Genomic DNA, 13,692 nt, shown 5'->3' on the forward strand with positions numbered 1-13,692 from the left:
CAAACGGCGCGGATCTCCCCCCGCGCCGTTATTCTTTGGGGCATTCACGCCGTCAAAGCAGCCCCAGCGCCGCCATCGACACCGGCGCCGCGCTACCGATCACCAGGTGGTCGAGCACCCGCACCCCTACCAGCTGCAACGCATCGCGTAGTTCGCGGGTAATCGCCCGGTCCGCGGCGCTGGGCTCGGCGACGCCCGAGGGGTGGTTATGGGCAAAGATCACCGCTGAGGCGTTGTGCTGCAGGCAGGCGCGCACGACTTCGCGCGGGTGGACGCTGGCGCCGTCCACGGTGCCCCGGAACAGCTCTTCGAACGCCAGCACACGGTGGCGGTTATCGAGATAGAGGCAGCCGAACACCTCATAGGGCAGGTGGCGCAGCCGGGCGCGCAGGTAGTCGCCACTGTCGCGCGGATTGCCCAGGGTGGGGCGTTCGGTCAGTTGCTCGGCCAGGGAGCGGCGGGCCAGTTCCAGCGCGGCGATCAGGCGCGCCCGCTTGGCCGGGCCGATGCCGCGCAGCCGCACGGCACCGCCGGGGTCTGCCAATAGCGCGCTCAAGCCACCACGGTGGCTCAGCAGCTCGCGGCCCAGCGCGATGGCGTCCTTGCCGGGTACGCCGCTGCCCAGCAGCACGGCGATCAGCTCCGCGTCGGACAGTGCACCACAGCCCTTGGCCAACAGTTTTTCGCGGGGACGTTCCTGCTCGGGCCATTCTCGGATGCTCATCTCCCCAGCCTGCCGGCAATGTCTCGGGGACGCCCATCGGTGGAATGGCGCGATCGTGGTCGGGCGCGTGATCCGGGTGGGGTGGGCGCAGGCCGTCAGTTCAATCGGCGGACAAGCGCACCGTTCCGCGTGCCTGTCGATCCATCGCAGGACGGTGCCATGGCACCGAGTGGACCTGACGATCCGGTAAGCTACGCGCTCAACCGGTTGTCAGGTTCCTCACCATGAGTCTTGCCCAACGCCGCATCCTGCTGGGCGTGTCCGGCGGCATTGCCGCCTACAAGTCCTGCGAGCTGGTCCGTCGCCTGCGCGACCTCGGTGCCGAGGTGCGTGTGGTGATGACCGAGGGCGCGACGCACTTCGTCAGCGCCACCACCTTCCAGGCGCTATCGGGGCAGCCGGTACGCACCAGTCTGTGGGATGCCGAAGCCGAAGCGGCCATGGGCCATATCGAACTGGCGCGCTGGGCCGAGCGCATCATCATTGCGCCGGCCAGCGCCGACCTGCTCGCCCGGCTCGCCCACGGCATGGCCAATGACTTGCTCACCACGGTGTGCCTGGCCAGTGCCGCGCCGGTCTATGTGGCGCCCGCGATGAACCAGCAGATGTGGGCGCACCCGGCGGTGCAGGCCAACATCGACACCTTGCGCCAGCGTGGCGTCCACCTGCTCGGTCCCGCCTCGGGCGACCAGGCCTGCGGCGATATCGGTTCGGGCCGCATGCTGGAACCGCTGGAGCTGCGCGAGGCCATCGTCGCCTCCTTCGGCAAGCCGGTGCTGCGTGGACTGAAAGTCGTGGTGAGCGCGGGCCCCACCTATGAAGACATCGACCCGGTGCGCTTCATCGGCAACCGCAGCTCTGGTCGCATGGGCTTCGCCGTGGCCGAGGCCGCCGCGCAGGCGGGCGCCGAAGTGACCCTGGTGGCCGGGCCAGTGAGCCTTGCCACGCCGCCCGGCATCGCGCGTCGCGTCGATGTGCGCAGTGCCGTGCAGATGCGTGACGCCGTGCTGGCCGCCACCCCGCAGGCCGATATCTATATCGGCGCCGCCGCCGTGGGCGATTACCGCCCTGCCGAAGTGGCCGACCACAAGCTCAAGAAACACGACGGCGCCGCGCTGGAGCTGCACCTGACCGAGAACCCGGACATCCTCGCCACGCTGGCCGCGCAAACCGTGCGCCCTTTCCTGGTCGGATTCGCCGCCGAGACGCATGATGTGGCGCGATACGCGCGCGACAAACTCCAGCGCAAGGGATTGGACATGATTGCCGCCAACCAGGTGGGTAGTGGCCTCGGTTTCGAGGCCGACGACAATGCGCTGAATCTGTACTGGGCCGATGGCGCCGCCGAGCTGGCGCGCACCTCCAAGACCGAGCTGGCGCGCCAGTTGGTGACCCAGGTGGCCGAGCGCTACCGGGCGGTGCGTGGATGATCGACGTCGAGCTGAAGATTCTCGACCCGCGCCTGGGCGATACCATTCCGCTGCCGCAGCCGGCGACATCGGGCAGCGCCGGTATGGACCTTCGCGCCGCCGTCGAGGCGCCGCTGACCCTGCAGCCGGGCGAAAGCGCCCTGGTGCCCAGTGGCATGGCCATCCATATCGGTGATCCGGGCTGGTGCGCGCTGATCGTGCCGCGCTCCGGCCTGGGCCATAAGCATGGCCTGGTCATGGGCAACCTGGTCGGCGTCATCGATGCCGACTACCAGGGGCCGCTGATGATTTCGTGCTGGAATCGCGGCACGCAGCCGTACACCATCGCAGTGGGCGATCGCATCGCCCAGCTGCTGCTGGTGCCGGTGGCGCAGGCGCGTCTGAAGGTGGTACAGGAGTTTGCGCCGTCGCAGAGGGGCGAGGGCGGATTCGGGTCGACCGGGCTCAACTAGGCACAGCGTGCGGATGCCGCATGTGCCGGACAACCTGTGTGGGGACAGGGCATGGCGAAGATCATGAGCATTGGCGGACGACCGTTGGCGGGAACCATCGAGTGGCGCCGCCTGTTGCCGTTGGCGGCGGGTACCTTGCTGCTGCTGCTGGGGCTCGCCTGCCTCTGGCAGACCTGGCTGATCGCCGACGAGGCTACCGCCAACGAGCGCGTGCATGCGGCGCAGAAACAGGCGGCCAAGGCGCTGGCGGACGAGATCGCCGGCGAGCGGGCGCGTGTCGCATCGGTGGTCGACACGCTGGATCCCGTCACCGTGGTGGCCGATCCCGCACAGGCCGCCGCCACCTTGCGCACCCGATTACCCCAGGCAGTCGCGGTGGATGCCTACAGCGGCAGCCTGGATGAAGTACTGCACGCCAACTACCGCGTATTCGGCTACGGCAAGGCGGCCCAGCTGATGGCCGCCCAGACCGCCGATGGCGCGCCATTGGCGCAAACCATCTATAGCGCCCAGGGCAGTCGGGTGTTGAGCCTGGTGCTGCCGGTGGGCAAGCCCACGCACCCGGTGGCCTGGGTCTGGGTGGCGCTGCCGTTCGGGCCGTTGCAGCAGCGCTTCGAGTCGGTCTCCCCCGCCGGCGGCCGGCTGGAGTTGCGCCAGGGCGATGATCGCGGCGATCTGCGCCTGCTGGCATCGGGCAGCCCGGCCGCTGAGCGCGAGTCGTCCGCCGGCGAGCCGGTGGTTGGCAGCACCCTGAGCGTGGTGGCAGCATTGCCGGCGGCTTACATCGTGCTGCCCCGCGTCTGGCTGTTGACCGGCGTGCTCGGGCTGCTGTGCCTGGGCGGTGGCTTTTACCTGCTGTGGCTGCGCAACCATCCGCGTCGGCAGCGCGCCGACGACGTCGAGGAGGCAATTCTGTCGGATCTGATCGAGTCACCCGCCGAGCCGGCCAAGCCGGTACCGGCTCCCCGCCTGGCCGCCGCCAAAGCGGAGCCTGCCGCACCCGTCACCGTTGATCCCACCATCTTCCGCGCCTATGACGTGCGCGGCGTGGTCGGCAAGTCGCTGACCAAGGACGTGGCCCGCATGTTGGGCCAGGCCATCGGCACGGTGATGCGCGAAAAGGGGCTGCCCGAAATCGTGGTGGGCCGCGATGGTCGCCTGTCCGGCCCGGAGCTGGCGGGGGCGTTGTCCGATGGCCTGCGCCTGGCTGGCATCGACGTGATCGACCTGGGCGCGGTGCCGACCCCGGTGGTCTATTACGCCGCCTATCGCTTCAACACGGGTTGCGGCGTAGCCGTTACCGGCAGCCACAACCCGCCGGAGTACAACGGCTTCAAGATCGTGGTCGGCGGCGAGACGTTGGCCGAAGGCGCGATCCAGGATCTCTACCAGCGCATCGCCTCCCACCAGCTGGAGGGCGACGGCAAGGGCAATCTGCGCCACGTCGATGTGGTGCCCGATTACATCGAGCGCATTACGTCCGACGTGCAGGCCGAACGCCGGCTGAGGGTGGTGGTCGACAGCGGCAATGGCATCGCGGGCGCAGTGGCGCCGCAGGTGCTCGAGGGCATCGGTTGCGAGGCGATCCCGCTCTACTGCGATGTGGACGGCAGCTTCCCCAACCATCACCCCGATCCGTCCGATCCGCACAACCTGGAAGACCTGATCTTCGCGGTGAAGCAGACCGGCGCGGACCTGGGCATCGCCTTCGACGGCGATGGCGACCGCCTGGGCGTAGTCACCAAGGCAGGGGAGATCATCTTCCCCGACCGCACCCTCATGCTGTTCGCGCGCGACGTGCTGTCGCGCCAGCCGGGCGCCACCGTCATCTACGACGTGAAGTGCACCGGGCACCTCAAGGGCGTGATTCTCGACGCGGGCGGCAGCCCGCTGATGTGGCGCACCGGCCATTCGCTGATGAAGGCCAAGATGCGCGAAACCGGTGCGGAGCTGGCCGGCGAGATGAGCGGCCACTTCTTCTTCAAGGAGCGCTGGTACGGCTTTGACGACGGCATCTACGCAGGTGCGCGCCTGCTGGAGATCCTTGCCGGCGATCTGGAAGAACGCACGCCAGAGGAGATTTTCGCCACCTGCCCCAAGGGCGTGTCCACGCCCGAACTCAAGGTGGAGATGGCCGAGGGCGCGCACTACCGCTTTATCGAGAAGTTCCGCCAGCAGGCCAGCTTCGGCGATGCCACGCTCACCACCATCGATGGCGTGCGTGCCGACTGGCCGGACGGCTGGGGCCTGGTGCGGCCCTCCAATACCACGCCCATCCTGGTGCTGCGCTTCGATGCCGACAACGCCGCGGCGCTGGCCCGCATCGAGAATGTTTTCCGCGAGCAGCTGCTGGCGGTCGATCCGTCGCTGAAGCTGCCGTTCTGAACGCCGAAGGCCCGGCAGAACCGGGCCTTCTCGCTAGCTGGACAGCTTCCCGAGGAGCGCTGCCTTACTGTCCCTGCTGGCTCTTGTCCTGCGCCGCCTTCAACTCGCGGTAGTGCTGCAGGTCTTGCGCATTCTTCTGCGCGGCGGCATCGCGGGCGGTCCGCTCGTGTTCGAGCAGGTCGCGCTGCTTGGCCACCACGTCGCGCTGCTTGGCAATGCTGTCGTTGAGGAGCTTAGGTACCGGCTGCTTGGCACGCTCCAGATCGCCGGCGCGGGTGAGCAGGTCCGTCAGCGCCTTTTCCTGGGTGCGCATATTGGCCTGCGTGGTGGTGATCTGCTGGTCGATGCTGTCCAGCTGCAACTGCTGTCCGGCCTTGTAGGCATCCTCGGTGGGATAGGCGGCCAGCATCTGCGCGTCGGCACGCTGGCGCTCCTGTGCGGCGTGCTGTTCCGCGGCCTGCTGGTCGGCCAGCTTCTGCGCGGCGGCGCGTTCTTCCGGGTTGAGCTGGCGGTCGACGTGCTGCACCACCAGGCCACGATCGTTGACGAGGTCGTAGCCGTACTTCAAGGCATCCGCGGTGAGGCTGTCGCTGTAATGCGGCAGGCCGCTCGGGTCCTTCCAGCGATAGCGGAAACTGCTGGATGTGGTTTTCTGTGCCTGCGCGTGCAGGCCGCCGGTCAGCGCAAGCATCGCGATGACGATAAGTGTTTTACGCATGAAATCCCCCTTGTCGGCGAAGTATAGCCGGCAGGACCAGTGACGCTTACGACGTTGCCATGGCGTCGGTGTTCCTAGTGTGACCGGCTTCGCCAAGAGGCGCAGGTCATCAGCCGCTCACGCCGTATCGTTCGCGGTAAGACACCAGCCGCTGGTGTTCGCCGGCCAGTTCCGGACGCTCGCCGGCATAAGCCAGCACGTCGCCGAGGCTGGTGATGGCGATGACGGGAATGCCGAATTCCGCCGTCACTTCCTGCGCGGCGGACAGCGCGCCCTGGCCGCGCTCCTGGCGATCGAGCGCAATCAGCACGCCGGCCGGCGTGGCGCCCTGGGCGCGAATCAGCGCCAGCGATTCGCGCACCGCCGTACCCGCCGTCATCACGTCATCCACGATCAGCACGCGTCCCTGCAGCGGCGCGCCCACCAGCACGCCGCCTTCGCCATGGTCCTTGGCTTCCTTGCGGTTGTAGGCCCAGGGCAGGTCGCGGGCATGCTGGTCGGCCAGTGCGATGGCGGTGGCAGCGGCCAGCGCGATGCCCTTGTAGGCCGGCCCGAACAGCATGTCGACCTCGATGCCCGCGTTCACCACCGCCGCCGCATAGGCACGGCCCAGCTGGGCCAGCGCGGCGCCGGAATCGATGCGTCCCATATTGAAGAAGTAGGGGCTCTGGCGGCCGGATTTGAGCGTGAAGTCGCCAAAACGCAGCACTTCGCGCTGCAGGGTGAGCTCGATGAAGTCGCGCTGGTAGTCGTGCACGGCGGGGTCTCTCGATGGAAAGGTCAGGGGGCGAGGGCGCGCACCATCAGGTGCTGCGGCCCGGAACGCCCGCCATGGTACAACTCCCCGGTATCCACGAAGCCCGCCCGGCGGTAGAGCGCGATGCCCGCGGTGTTGCGGGTGTTCACGGTCAGGGCAAGGTCGTGCGCAGCGGGGTGGCGTTGCAGCAGGTCATCCACCAGCGCCGTCAGCGCGAGCGTGGCCAGTCCACGGCGCTGCCAGCGGGCATCGATGAAGAACGAACGCAGCCCCAGCGTGGGGCGTGGGAAATCGCGGTCGGCGATGCAGCCCGGCTGGGTTTCGATGCGATAGAAACCGATCGGCGCGCCATCGCAAAGAATCGCCATGGCTTCGCTGCCGCCACAAAGCTCGGCATCGGCCAGCGTCACGGCGATCGGGCTGACAAAGGGTTGCTGCGTTTCGTGCACGGCAAGCTGCAGCAGTGCGGGCCGCAGCGCGGCATGCACGGGTGCGACGCGAATATCGGGGTGGGCGGGCATGGTTGCTATGATGGCGCATCACCTGGGAGTCCGCATGCGCATCATCAGCCTCAACGCCAATGGCATTCGTTCGGCCGCCACCAAGGGCGTGTTCGAGTGGTTGCGTCACCAGAAGGCGGATGTGGTCTGCCTGCAGGAGACCAAGGCGCAGGAAGATCAACTCACCGACCCGATGTTCCGCCCGGATGGCTCGCATTGTTTTTACCGTGACGCCACCAGCAAGAAGGGCTATAGCGGCGTGGCCATCTATGCCAAGCGCGAGCCCGACGAGGTGCGCACCGAACTGGGCTGGGACGAATTCGACAACGAGGGACGCTATATCGAGGCGCGCTTCGGCAAGCTGAGCGTGGTATCGCTGTACGTGCCGTCGGGCTCCTCGGGCGAAGAACGCCAGCAGTTCAAGTTCAAGGTGATGGACTGGATCAGGCCGATCTTCGACCAGTGGCTCAAGAGCGGCCGCGACTACGTGTTGTGCGGCGACTGGAACATCGTGCGCAGCGAGCTGGACATCAAGAACTGGCGCTCCAACCAGAAGAACTCCGGCTGCCTGCCCGAGGAACGCGCCTGGCTCAACGACCTGATCGAACAGCGCGGCTGGGTCGACAGCTATCGCACGCTCAACCCCACCGGCGAGGACTACACCTGGTGGTCCAACCGTGGCCAGGCGCGCGCCAACAACGTGGGGTGGCGCATCGACTACCAGATCGTGACGCCCTCGCTGCAAAAGCGCCTGAAGCACTGCTCGATCTATCGCGACGAGCGCTTCTCCGACCACGCGCCTTATACGGTCGATTATGCCGACTGAGGTGGGTGGGGCGGCGACGTCCAAGCCATCGGTCTGGCACTCGTTTGCCGAACCGGCGGCATGGACGATGTGCCTGCTCGGGTTTTCCTCCGGGCTGCCGTTCCTGCTGGTGTCCGTCACGCTTTCGCTCTGGTTGAAGGAAGACGGCCTCGCGCTGAAGAACGTCACGATGATCGCCAGCGCGGGCTTGAGCTATGCGCTCAAGTTTCTGTGGGCGCCCCTGTTGGACCATTGGCGGCTGCCGCTATTCAAGCGGCTAGGCCGACGTCGCGGCTGGCTGTTGTTCGCCCAGTTGGGCGTGCTCTGCGGACTCCTGCTGATGGCGCTGTTCACGCCCTATCGGCTGCAGCCTTTTGTGCTGGCGACGTTGCTGGTGGCATTTATGGGGGCAACGCAGGACATCGCCATCGACGCCTATCGCATTGAGATCGCGCCGCCCGCCGCCCAGGGCGCGCTGGTGGCGACTTATGCGCTGGGCTATCGGTTGGGCCTGCTGTTGGCCGGTGCGATTGCGCTGATTCTGGCCGACCATATCGCCTGGTCATGGATCTATGTGCTGATGGCGGCAGCGATGGCGGTGCCGATAGTCACCACGATCCTGATGCGTGAGCCGGCCATCGCCTGTTCGACGCCGCGGGGTTGGCGCATGGCGATGCGCGAGAGCGTGATCGATCCGTTCACCGACTTCTTCCGCCGCTACGGTTGGCCGCTCGCAGGTCTCACGCTGCTGTTCATCCTGTTGTTCAAGCTGCCTGAGCAGTCCATTGGCACCATCTTCAATCCGTTCATGCGCGACATGGGCTTCAGCAAGACCGAGATCGGCGCGGTGACCAAGATCTACGGTGTCTGGGTCGGCATCGCGGGTGCTTTCGTCGGCGGCGCGGCGGTCGCCCGCTGGGGGGCCTGGCGTACCTTGGGTGTGTGCATCGTGCTGGAGGGCTGCAGCAACCTGTTGTACCTGATGCTGCTTGGGCACCATGGGAACCTCGCCCTGTTGACGGTGGCGATTTCCGGGCAGAACTTTGCCGAGGGTCTGCTGGGACCGCCGACGGTGGCCTTCCTCTCGTTGCTGGTGAACCGCCAGCACACGGCCACGCAATATGCGTTGCTGAGTTCATTGGTGAACCTGCCGGGTAAAGTGCTGGGATTCTTTGCGGGTGGCCTCGTCGCCGTGATGGGTTATGGCGGCTACTTCGCCATTACCGTGGTCTCGATGCTGCCGGCGATGCTGCTGTTCGCCGGCCTGTGGTCGTATTTCGGTCGCGAACGCCCGCGTGAGGAGAGCACCCCGGCAGGGTGACGGCGCCGTGAAAATCAGCCAAGTGGTCGATAGTCCCCAAAATTCCGCTGTGCCAAGATAGCTCTCACAGGGGGTTTATGACTGGGAGGGGGAGTCCGTGCCGGACCTCGTCATACGCCATATCGACAGCTTCATGGCCGACCGCATCAAGGCGCTGGCCAAAGAGCGACAGTGGTCCATCAATGACGTGGTGCTGCATGCGCTGCGCCATGGCCTTGGCATGGCCTCGACCAACCTGTTTGCGGAAACCATGCTCGATCCGGGCGACCTGACCACCTTGGCCGGCTCGTGGGACGCCAAGGAAAAAGCCGCATTCATGGAAGCCATGCAGGCGCTTTCGCGCACCACGCCGACGCAGCTGGCCCCGGGCAACCAACTGCTGGGCGATGACTGACGACTAGCGAGGCGCGGGATAGATCGCGCCGAGCACGCGGGGGCCACGCGCACCTGTCACCGCGGGCAGGTTGCCGGGCAGGCCGAGCAGGCGCTGGCGCGCCAGCCAGGCGAACGCGGTGGCTTCCAGGTAATCCGGATCGATGCCGTGTTCGGCGGTGCTACGCAGCTGGCGCGGTACCAGCCGCTCGCCAAGCCGCTGCATCAGCACGCCGTTATGCACACCGCCACCACAGGCGAGCACGTCGGCGGCGTCGGGCGCGTGGCGCTCAATGGCCTCGATGACACTACGGGCGGACAGCTCAAGCAACGTCGCCTGGACATCGACAGGCGATAGCGAGGCGACACGCGCATGTGCCTCCAGCCACGCCAGGTGGAAATGTTCGCGCCCCGTGCTCTTGGGTGGCGGCAGGGTGAAGTACGGGTCGGCCAGCAAGTCTTGCAGCAGGGCCTCATCGACCCGGCCGGAGGCGGCGAAGGCACCCTCCGCATCGAACGGCACCCCGCGATGACGCAGGCACCAGGCATCCATCAGGCCATTGGCCGGCCCGGTGTCGAAACCAAACACCGTGCCGTCCGCGCCCAGCACCGTGATATTGGCGATGCCGCCGAGATTGAGCACCACGCGCGTGCGGTCGGGGCGCGCCAGCAACATCGCGTGCACGGCCGGCAGCAAGGGCGCACCCTGGCCGCCCGCGGCCACGTCGGCGCGACGGAAGTCGGCGACCACATCGACGCCGCAACGCTCGGCGATCACCGACGGGTCGCCCACCTGCAGGGTGAAGGGGAACGCGCCGGCAGGGCGGTGCCGCAAGGTCTGGCCATGCGAGCCGATCGCCCGTACCGCGGCCGAACCATTGCGTGCCAGCAGTTGTTGGGCGGCCTCGGCAAAGCAGTGGCCGATCGCGACATCCAGTCGGCCATAGGCATCGAGGTCCAGCCGGGTCTCGTCCTGTGCCACCGCGAGGATGCGCTCGCGCAGTTCCGGCGGCCAGGGATGCGTCAGCGCATCCACCAATTGCGGCAGGTCGTTGTCGAAGCGCACCAGTGCGGCATCGATGCCGTCGGCGCTGGTGCCGGAGATCAGGCCGAGGTAAAGCGCTGAAGCATCATTCACGTCGGATCAGTCGTCGTTGCGCGAGTTGCCGCTGGCGCGGGCCAGCTTGATGTTCGCATCCAGCGTCTTCAAGCGAGCCAGCTGCGGCTGCACCACCTGCGCCTTGAACTTGGCCAGCTGGACGGCGGGCAGCGGCTCGGGCTTGGGCAGGGTCACCGTCTGCGGATCGCGCTGCACCTCGTTGACGCGGAATTCGTAGTGCAGGTGCGGGCCGGTGGCCAGGCCGGTCATGCCGACATAGCCGATCACCTGGCCCTGGCTTACGTGCTGGCCCACCCGCTCGTCGCCGAATTTCGACATGTGGCCATAGGCCGTGCTGATCGTGCCGTTGTGCTGGATGATCACGAAATTGCCGTAGCCATTCATCCAGCCCTTGAACTTGATGACACCGTCGCCGGCGGCGTGGATAGGCGTGCCGGTGGGCGCCGCATAGTCCACGCCCTTGTGCGCGCGCATCAGGCCCAGGATGGGATGCATGCGCGCCGCGCTGAACTGCGAGGAGATGCGCGTGAAGTCCACCGGGATACGCAGGAACGATTTCTGGATCGGGCGGCCGTCCTCGCTGAACCAGCCGTAGCTGCCGTCGTCCTTCTTGAAGCGGTAGGCGGTGTAGCGCTGCCCCTGGTTCACGAACTCCGCCGCGACAATCTCGCCTTCATGCAGGTAGGCGCCGTCGCGATACACGTCGTCGTAGATCACCGTGAAGCTGTCGCCCTCGCGCAGGTCCTGCACGAAGTCGATGTCGTATTTGAACAACTCGGCCAGCTTGAGCACCATCGCGTTGCTCATGCCGGCCTTGGAGCCGGCGGCAAACAGCGAGCTGTCGATGGTGCCGTGCGCCACGTGCTCGCGACGATCCACTTCGCGCGCCTGCGCCGTTACCGTGGCCTTGTCGCCATCGAAGCGCATGGTGGTGCGGTTGGCTTCGTCGTTGTCGAAACGGATGCCCTTGAGGCTGCCGTCGCCGTCGAGCAGGAAATCGAACTCCTGGCCGGGACTGATATGGTGCAGCGCCTTGGCATTGCCCGACTGGTCCACCACGTGCTGTACATCCGTGAGGCTCAGGCCCTGGCTCTGGAACAGGTCCGACAACGTCTGGCCCGGCTGCACCTGCACGATGTGCCAGTCCTCGACCGTCGGCGCCTGGGCGACTTCGGGGGCGGCCTTGGGCAGTGCGAGCGGCAGGATGGCGTGGGCCGTGGACACGGTGTCCGGGCGCATCGCACCGGCCCAGGCAGGAATAAGGAAACCGGAAACCGCCGTAATCAACAGGGCCGTGCCGGCGAGCATCCAGCGCTCGCGGTGCCAGCGGATGGGTTCTGCGTCACCATGGCAACCGAAGGACCAGTGGGCGCAACGTTCATAGAAGTGAGAGTGCCGACGCTGCGCCTTTCGGCGCATGGCAAGTTTGCGCGCTGAACGCGCGATCTCTGTTCTCTCACCCATGCCCGGTGTTCCCCGAGGTACAAACCATTTATTGGCGCGTACCATAGCGGCCCTGTGCAAAGGGCGTCAACGCCTTTTCCATCAATGGGTTGCGTGTTCTTTTGGGTTAACACACAATTAACGGAACCGCTCCGGAAGCTATGCTTTCCGGTGACGTCCAAACAACGAAAATTTGAGGAATACATGAACGAGCTTGAGCAGGCGCTGGCCACCATCGCGCGCGGCGCCGACGAAATCATCAAGCAGGAAGAGCTGGCGGCACGCCTCAAGCTCGGTCGTCCGCTGCGCATCAAGGCGGGTTTCGACCCCACCGCGCCGGACCTGCACCTGGGCCACACCGTGCTGCTCAACAAGATGCGCCAGTTCCAGGACCTGGGGCACCAGGTCATTTTCCTCATCGGTGACTTCACCGGCATGATCGGCGACCCCACCGGCAAGAACGTCACGCGCAAGCCGCTCACCCGCGAGGACGTGCTGGCCAACGCCGAGACCTATGCCGAGCAGGTCTATAAGGTGCTGGACAAGGAGCGCACCGAGCTGCGCTTCAATTCCGAGTGGTTCGGCCAGATGGGCGCCGCCGACATGATCAAGCTCGCCGCCCAGCACACGGTGGCGCGCATGCTCGAGCGCGACGACTTCGCCAAGCGCTACGCCGCGCAGCAGCCCATTGCCATCCACGAATTCCTCTATCCGCTGGTGCAGGGCTACGACTCGGTCGCACTCAAGTGCGATGTGGAACTCGGTGGCACCGACCAGAAGTTCAACCTGCTGATGGGCCGTGCCCTGCAGGAACACCACGGCCAGCCGCCGCAGATCGTGCTCACCATGCCACTGCTTGAGGGCTTGGACGGCGTCAACAAGATGTCCAAGTCGCTGGGCAACTACATAGGTATCAATGAGCCGGCCATCGACATCGTCACCAAGACGCTGAAGATCGGTGACGAGTTGATGTGGCGCTGGTTCGAGCTGCTCAGTTTCGAGACCTCGCTGGCGGACATCGCCCGCATGAAGCAGGCGGTGGCCAGCGGCGTGCTCAATCCGCGCGATGCCAAGCTCAAGCTGGCCCGCGAACTGGCCACGCGTTTCCACGATGCCGCCGCCGCAGATCAGGCGATTGCCGGCTGGCATGCGGTGGTGCGTGGCGAAGGCGATACCAGCCTGCTGCCGCTCACCGAAATCGCCATACCTGCAGAAGGTCTGCGTCTGCCTGCGCTACTTACGGCAGCAGGCCTCACGCCGAGCAACGCCGAGGCGAACCGCAAGCTGAAGGAACGCGCCGTGCGCATCGATGCAGAAGTCGTCGAAGATGCGCAACGCGTGTTTTTCCCGGGTTTTGAAGGGGTTTTGCAGATCGGCAAGCGCAACTTCGCTCGCGTGTTGTTGAAGCTCGCATAAGTTGATCGCGGCGACGCAACGTCGTCGCGATGCGTTCGCGAACGGATGTTTCGCGTGAGAACAACGTCTTACGCGAAACACGAAAAATAATTTCAGAAATTGCTTGTCAAAGGTGGGGTGCCTCCCTATTATTCGCCTCCCCGCCGCTGGCAGCGTCTTCCACGGCAACAACGACAGCAAAAATTCTTCGCTGAAGGTGTTGACGGATACGGAAAACGATGTAAGATGAGCGGCTCACTCGGAACGAAA

Annotated in this window: 13 protein-coding genes; 7 read left to right on the top strand and 6 right to left on the bottom strand. The window is 66.0% G+C overall.

What is annotated here, in order from left to right; all coding sequences use genetic code 11:
* Window positions 1–52: 52 nt before the first annotated feature.
* The gene (gene radC / locus MJ606_RS06275) at window positions 53–724 is read right to left on the bottom strand and encodes a DNA repair protein RadC (protein ID WP_243048532.1); all 672 of its coding nucleotides are present in this window, start codon (window positions 722–724) and stop codon (window positions 53–55) included.
* Window positions 725–948: 224 nt separating this feature from the next.
* Between radC and coaBC the strand changes: the two genes are divergently transcribed.
* From coaBC to MJ606_RS06290, 3 genes are read left to right on the top strand one after another with little or no spacing between them, the layout of a single operon-like run.
* Window positions 949–2,154, top strand: a complete 1,206-nt coding sequence (gene coaBC, locus MJ606_RS06280) for a bifunctional phosphopantothenoylcysteine decarboxylase/phosphopantothenate--cysteine ligase CoaBC (RefSeq protein WP_243048533.1) — start codon at window positions 949–951, stop codon at window positions 2,152–2,154.
* Window positions 2,151–2,606, top strand: coding sequence for a dUTP diphosphatase (gene dut, locus MJ606_RS06285; RefSeq protein WP_243048534.1), 456 nt, complete (start codon window positions 2,151–2,153; stop codon window positions 2,604–2,606). The genes coaBC and dut overlap by 4 nt, the downstream gene beginning before the upstream one ends.
* A 51-nt stretch (window positions 2,607–2,657) precedes the next feature.
* Complete coding sequence (locus MJ606_RS06290; RefSeq protein ID WP_243048535.1) at window positions 2,658–4,991, top strand: phosphomannomutase/phosphoglucomutase; 2,334 nt, start codon at window positions 2,658–2,660, stop codon at window positions 4,989–4,991.
* A gap of 64 nt (window positions 4,992–5,055) precedes the next feature.
* Here the strand turns inward: MJ606_RS06290 and MJ606_RS06295 are convergent, their stop codons facing one another.
* The 3 genes from MJ606_RS06295 to MJ606_RS06305 all read right to left on the bottom strand — a co-directional run bounded on the left by MJ606_RS06295 (window position 5,056) and on the right by MJ606_RS06305 (window position 6,987).
* Entirely contained in the window at window positions 5,056–5,709 is a 654-nt protein-coding gene (locus MJ606_RS06295; protein ID WP_243048536.1) for a DUF4124 domain-containing protein, read from the bottom strand.
* 109 nt (window positions 5,710–5,818) lie between these two features.
* A complete protein-coding gene (gene pyrE / locus MJ606_RS06300; protein WP_243048537.1) occupies window positions 5,819–6,466 on the bottom strand; it encodes an orotate phosphoribosyltransferase in 648 nt (215 codons plus the stop codon).
* A gap of 23 nt (window positions 6,467–6,489) precedes the next feature.
* On the bottom strand, window positions 6,490–6,987 hold the full coding sequence (locus MJ606_RS06305; protein ID WP_243048538.1) for a GNAT family N-acetyltransferase: 498 nt from the start codon (window positions 6,985–6,987) through the stop codon (window positions 6,490–6,492).
* Between the two features lie 34 nt (window positions 6,988–7,021).
* On the opposite strand from MJ606_RS06305, the gene MJ606_RS06310 reads away from it, so the two are divergent.
* From MJ606_RS06310 to MJ606_RS06320, 3 genes are all read left to right on the top strand, one after another.
* Window positions 7,022–7,792, top strand: coding sequence for an exodeoxyribonuclease III (locus MJ606_RS06310; protein WP_243048539.1), 771 nt, complete (start codon window positions 7,022–7,024; stop codon window positions 7,790–7,792).
* Complete coding sequence (locus tag MJ606_RS06315) at window positions 7,782–9,092, top strand: MFS transporter (RefSeq protein WP_243048540.1); 1,311 nt, start codon at window positions 7,782–7,784, stop codon at window positions 9,090–9,092. The genes MJ606_RS06310 and MJ606_RS06315 overlap by 11 nt, the downstream gene beginning before the upstream one ends.
* Window positions 9,093–9,189: 97 nt before the next feature.
* Window positions 9,190–9,486 carry a hypothetical protein gene (locus tag MJ606_RS06320; protein ID WP_243048541.1) on the top strand — a complete coding sequence of 99 codons (297 nt, stop codon included), beginning with the start codon at window positions 9,190–9,192 and terminating at the stop codon, window positions 9,484–9,486.
* A 3-nt stretch (window positions 9,487–9,489) separates the two neighbouring features.
* On the opposite strand, the gene MJ606_RS06325 is transcribed toward MJ606_RS06320, so the two are convergent.
* Window positions 9,490–10,602, bottom strand: coding sequence for an anhydro-N-acetylmuramic acid kinase (locus MJ606_RS06325; RefSeq protein WP_243048542.1), 1,113 nt, complete (start codon window positions 10,600–10,602; stop codon window positions 9,490–9,492).
* Between the two features lie 6 nt (window positions 10,603–10,608).
* Window positions 10,609–12,048, bottom strand: coding sequence for a peptidoglycan DD-metalloendopeptidase family protein (locus tag MJ606_RS06330; protein WP_243048543.1), 1,440 nt, complete (start codon window positions 12,046–12,048; stop codon window positions 10,609–10,611).
* A gap of 183 nt (window positions 12,049–12,231) precedes the next feature.
* On the opposite strand from MJ606_RS06330, the gene tyrS reads away from it, so the two are divergent.
* Window positions 12,232–13,443 (top strand): tyrosine--tRNA ligase, encoded by a 1,212-nt coding sequence (gene tyrS / locus MJ606_RS06335; protein WP_243048544.1) that lies wholly within the window; start codon window positions 12,232–12,234, stop codon window positions 13,441–13,443.
* Window positions 13,444–13,692 lie beyond the last annotated feature (249 nt).

It is taken from the genome of Dyella sp. RRB7, assembly GCF_022761115.1.
GTDB lineage: Bacteria > Pseudomonadota > Gammaproteobacteria > Xanthomonadales > Rhodanobacteraceae > Dyella.

Excerpts from the sequence above, each read along its gene's own strand:
- radC (WP_243048532.1), bottom strand. The coding sequence starts at position 724 with ATGAGCATCCGAGAATGGCCCGAGCAGGAACGTCCCCGCGAAAAACTG.
- coaBC (WP_243048533.1), top strand. The coding sequence starts at position 949 with ATGAGTCTTGCCCAACGCCGCATCCTGCTGGGCGTGTCCGGCGGCATT.
- dut (WP_243048534.1), top strand. The coding sequence starts at position 2,151 with ATGATCGACGTCGAGCTGAAGATTCTCGACCCGCGCCTGGGCGATACC.
- MJ606_RS06290 (WP_243048535.1), top strand. The coding sequence starts at position 2,658 with ATGGCGAAGATCATGAGCATTGGCGGACGACCGTTGGCGGGAACCATC.
- MJ606_RS06295 (WP_243048536.1), bottom strand. The coding sequence starts at position 5,709 with ATGCGTAAAACACTTATCGTCATCGCGATGCTTGCGCTGACCGGCGGC.
- MJ606_RS06305 (WP_243048538.1), bottom strand. The coding sequence starts at position 6,987 with ATGCCCGCCCACCCCGATATTCGCGTCGCACCCGTGCATGCCGCGCTG.
- MJ606_RS06310 (WP_243048539.1), top strand. The coding sequence starts at position 7,022 with ATGCGCATCATCAGCCTCAACGCCAATGGCATTCGTTCGGCCGCCACC.
- MJ606_RS06315 (WP_243048540.1), top strand. The coding sequence starts at position 7,782 with ATGCCGACTGAGGTGGGTGGGGCGGCGACGTCCAAGCCATCGGTCTGG.
- MJ606_RS06330 (WP_243048543.1), bottom strand. The coding sequence starts at position 12,048 with ATGGGTGAGAGAACAGAGATCGCGCGTTCAGCGCGCAAACTTGCCATG.
- tyrS (WP_243048544.1), top strand. The coding sequence starts at position 12,232 with ATGAACGAGCTTGAGCAGGCGCTGGCCACCATCGCGCGCGGCGCCGAC.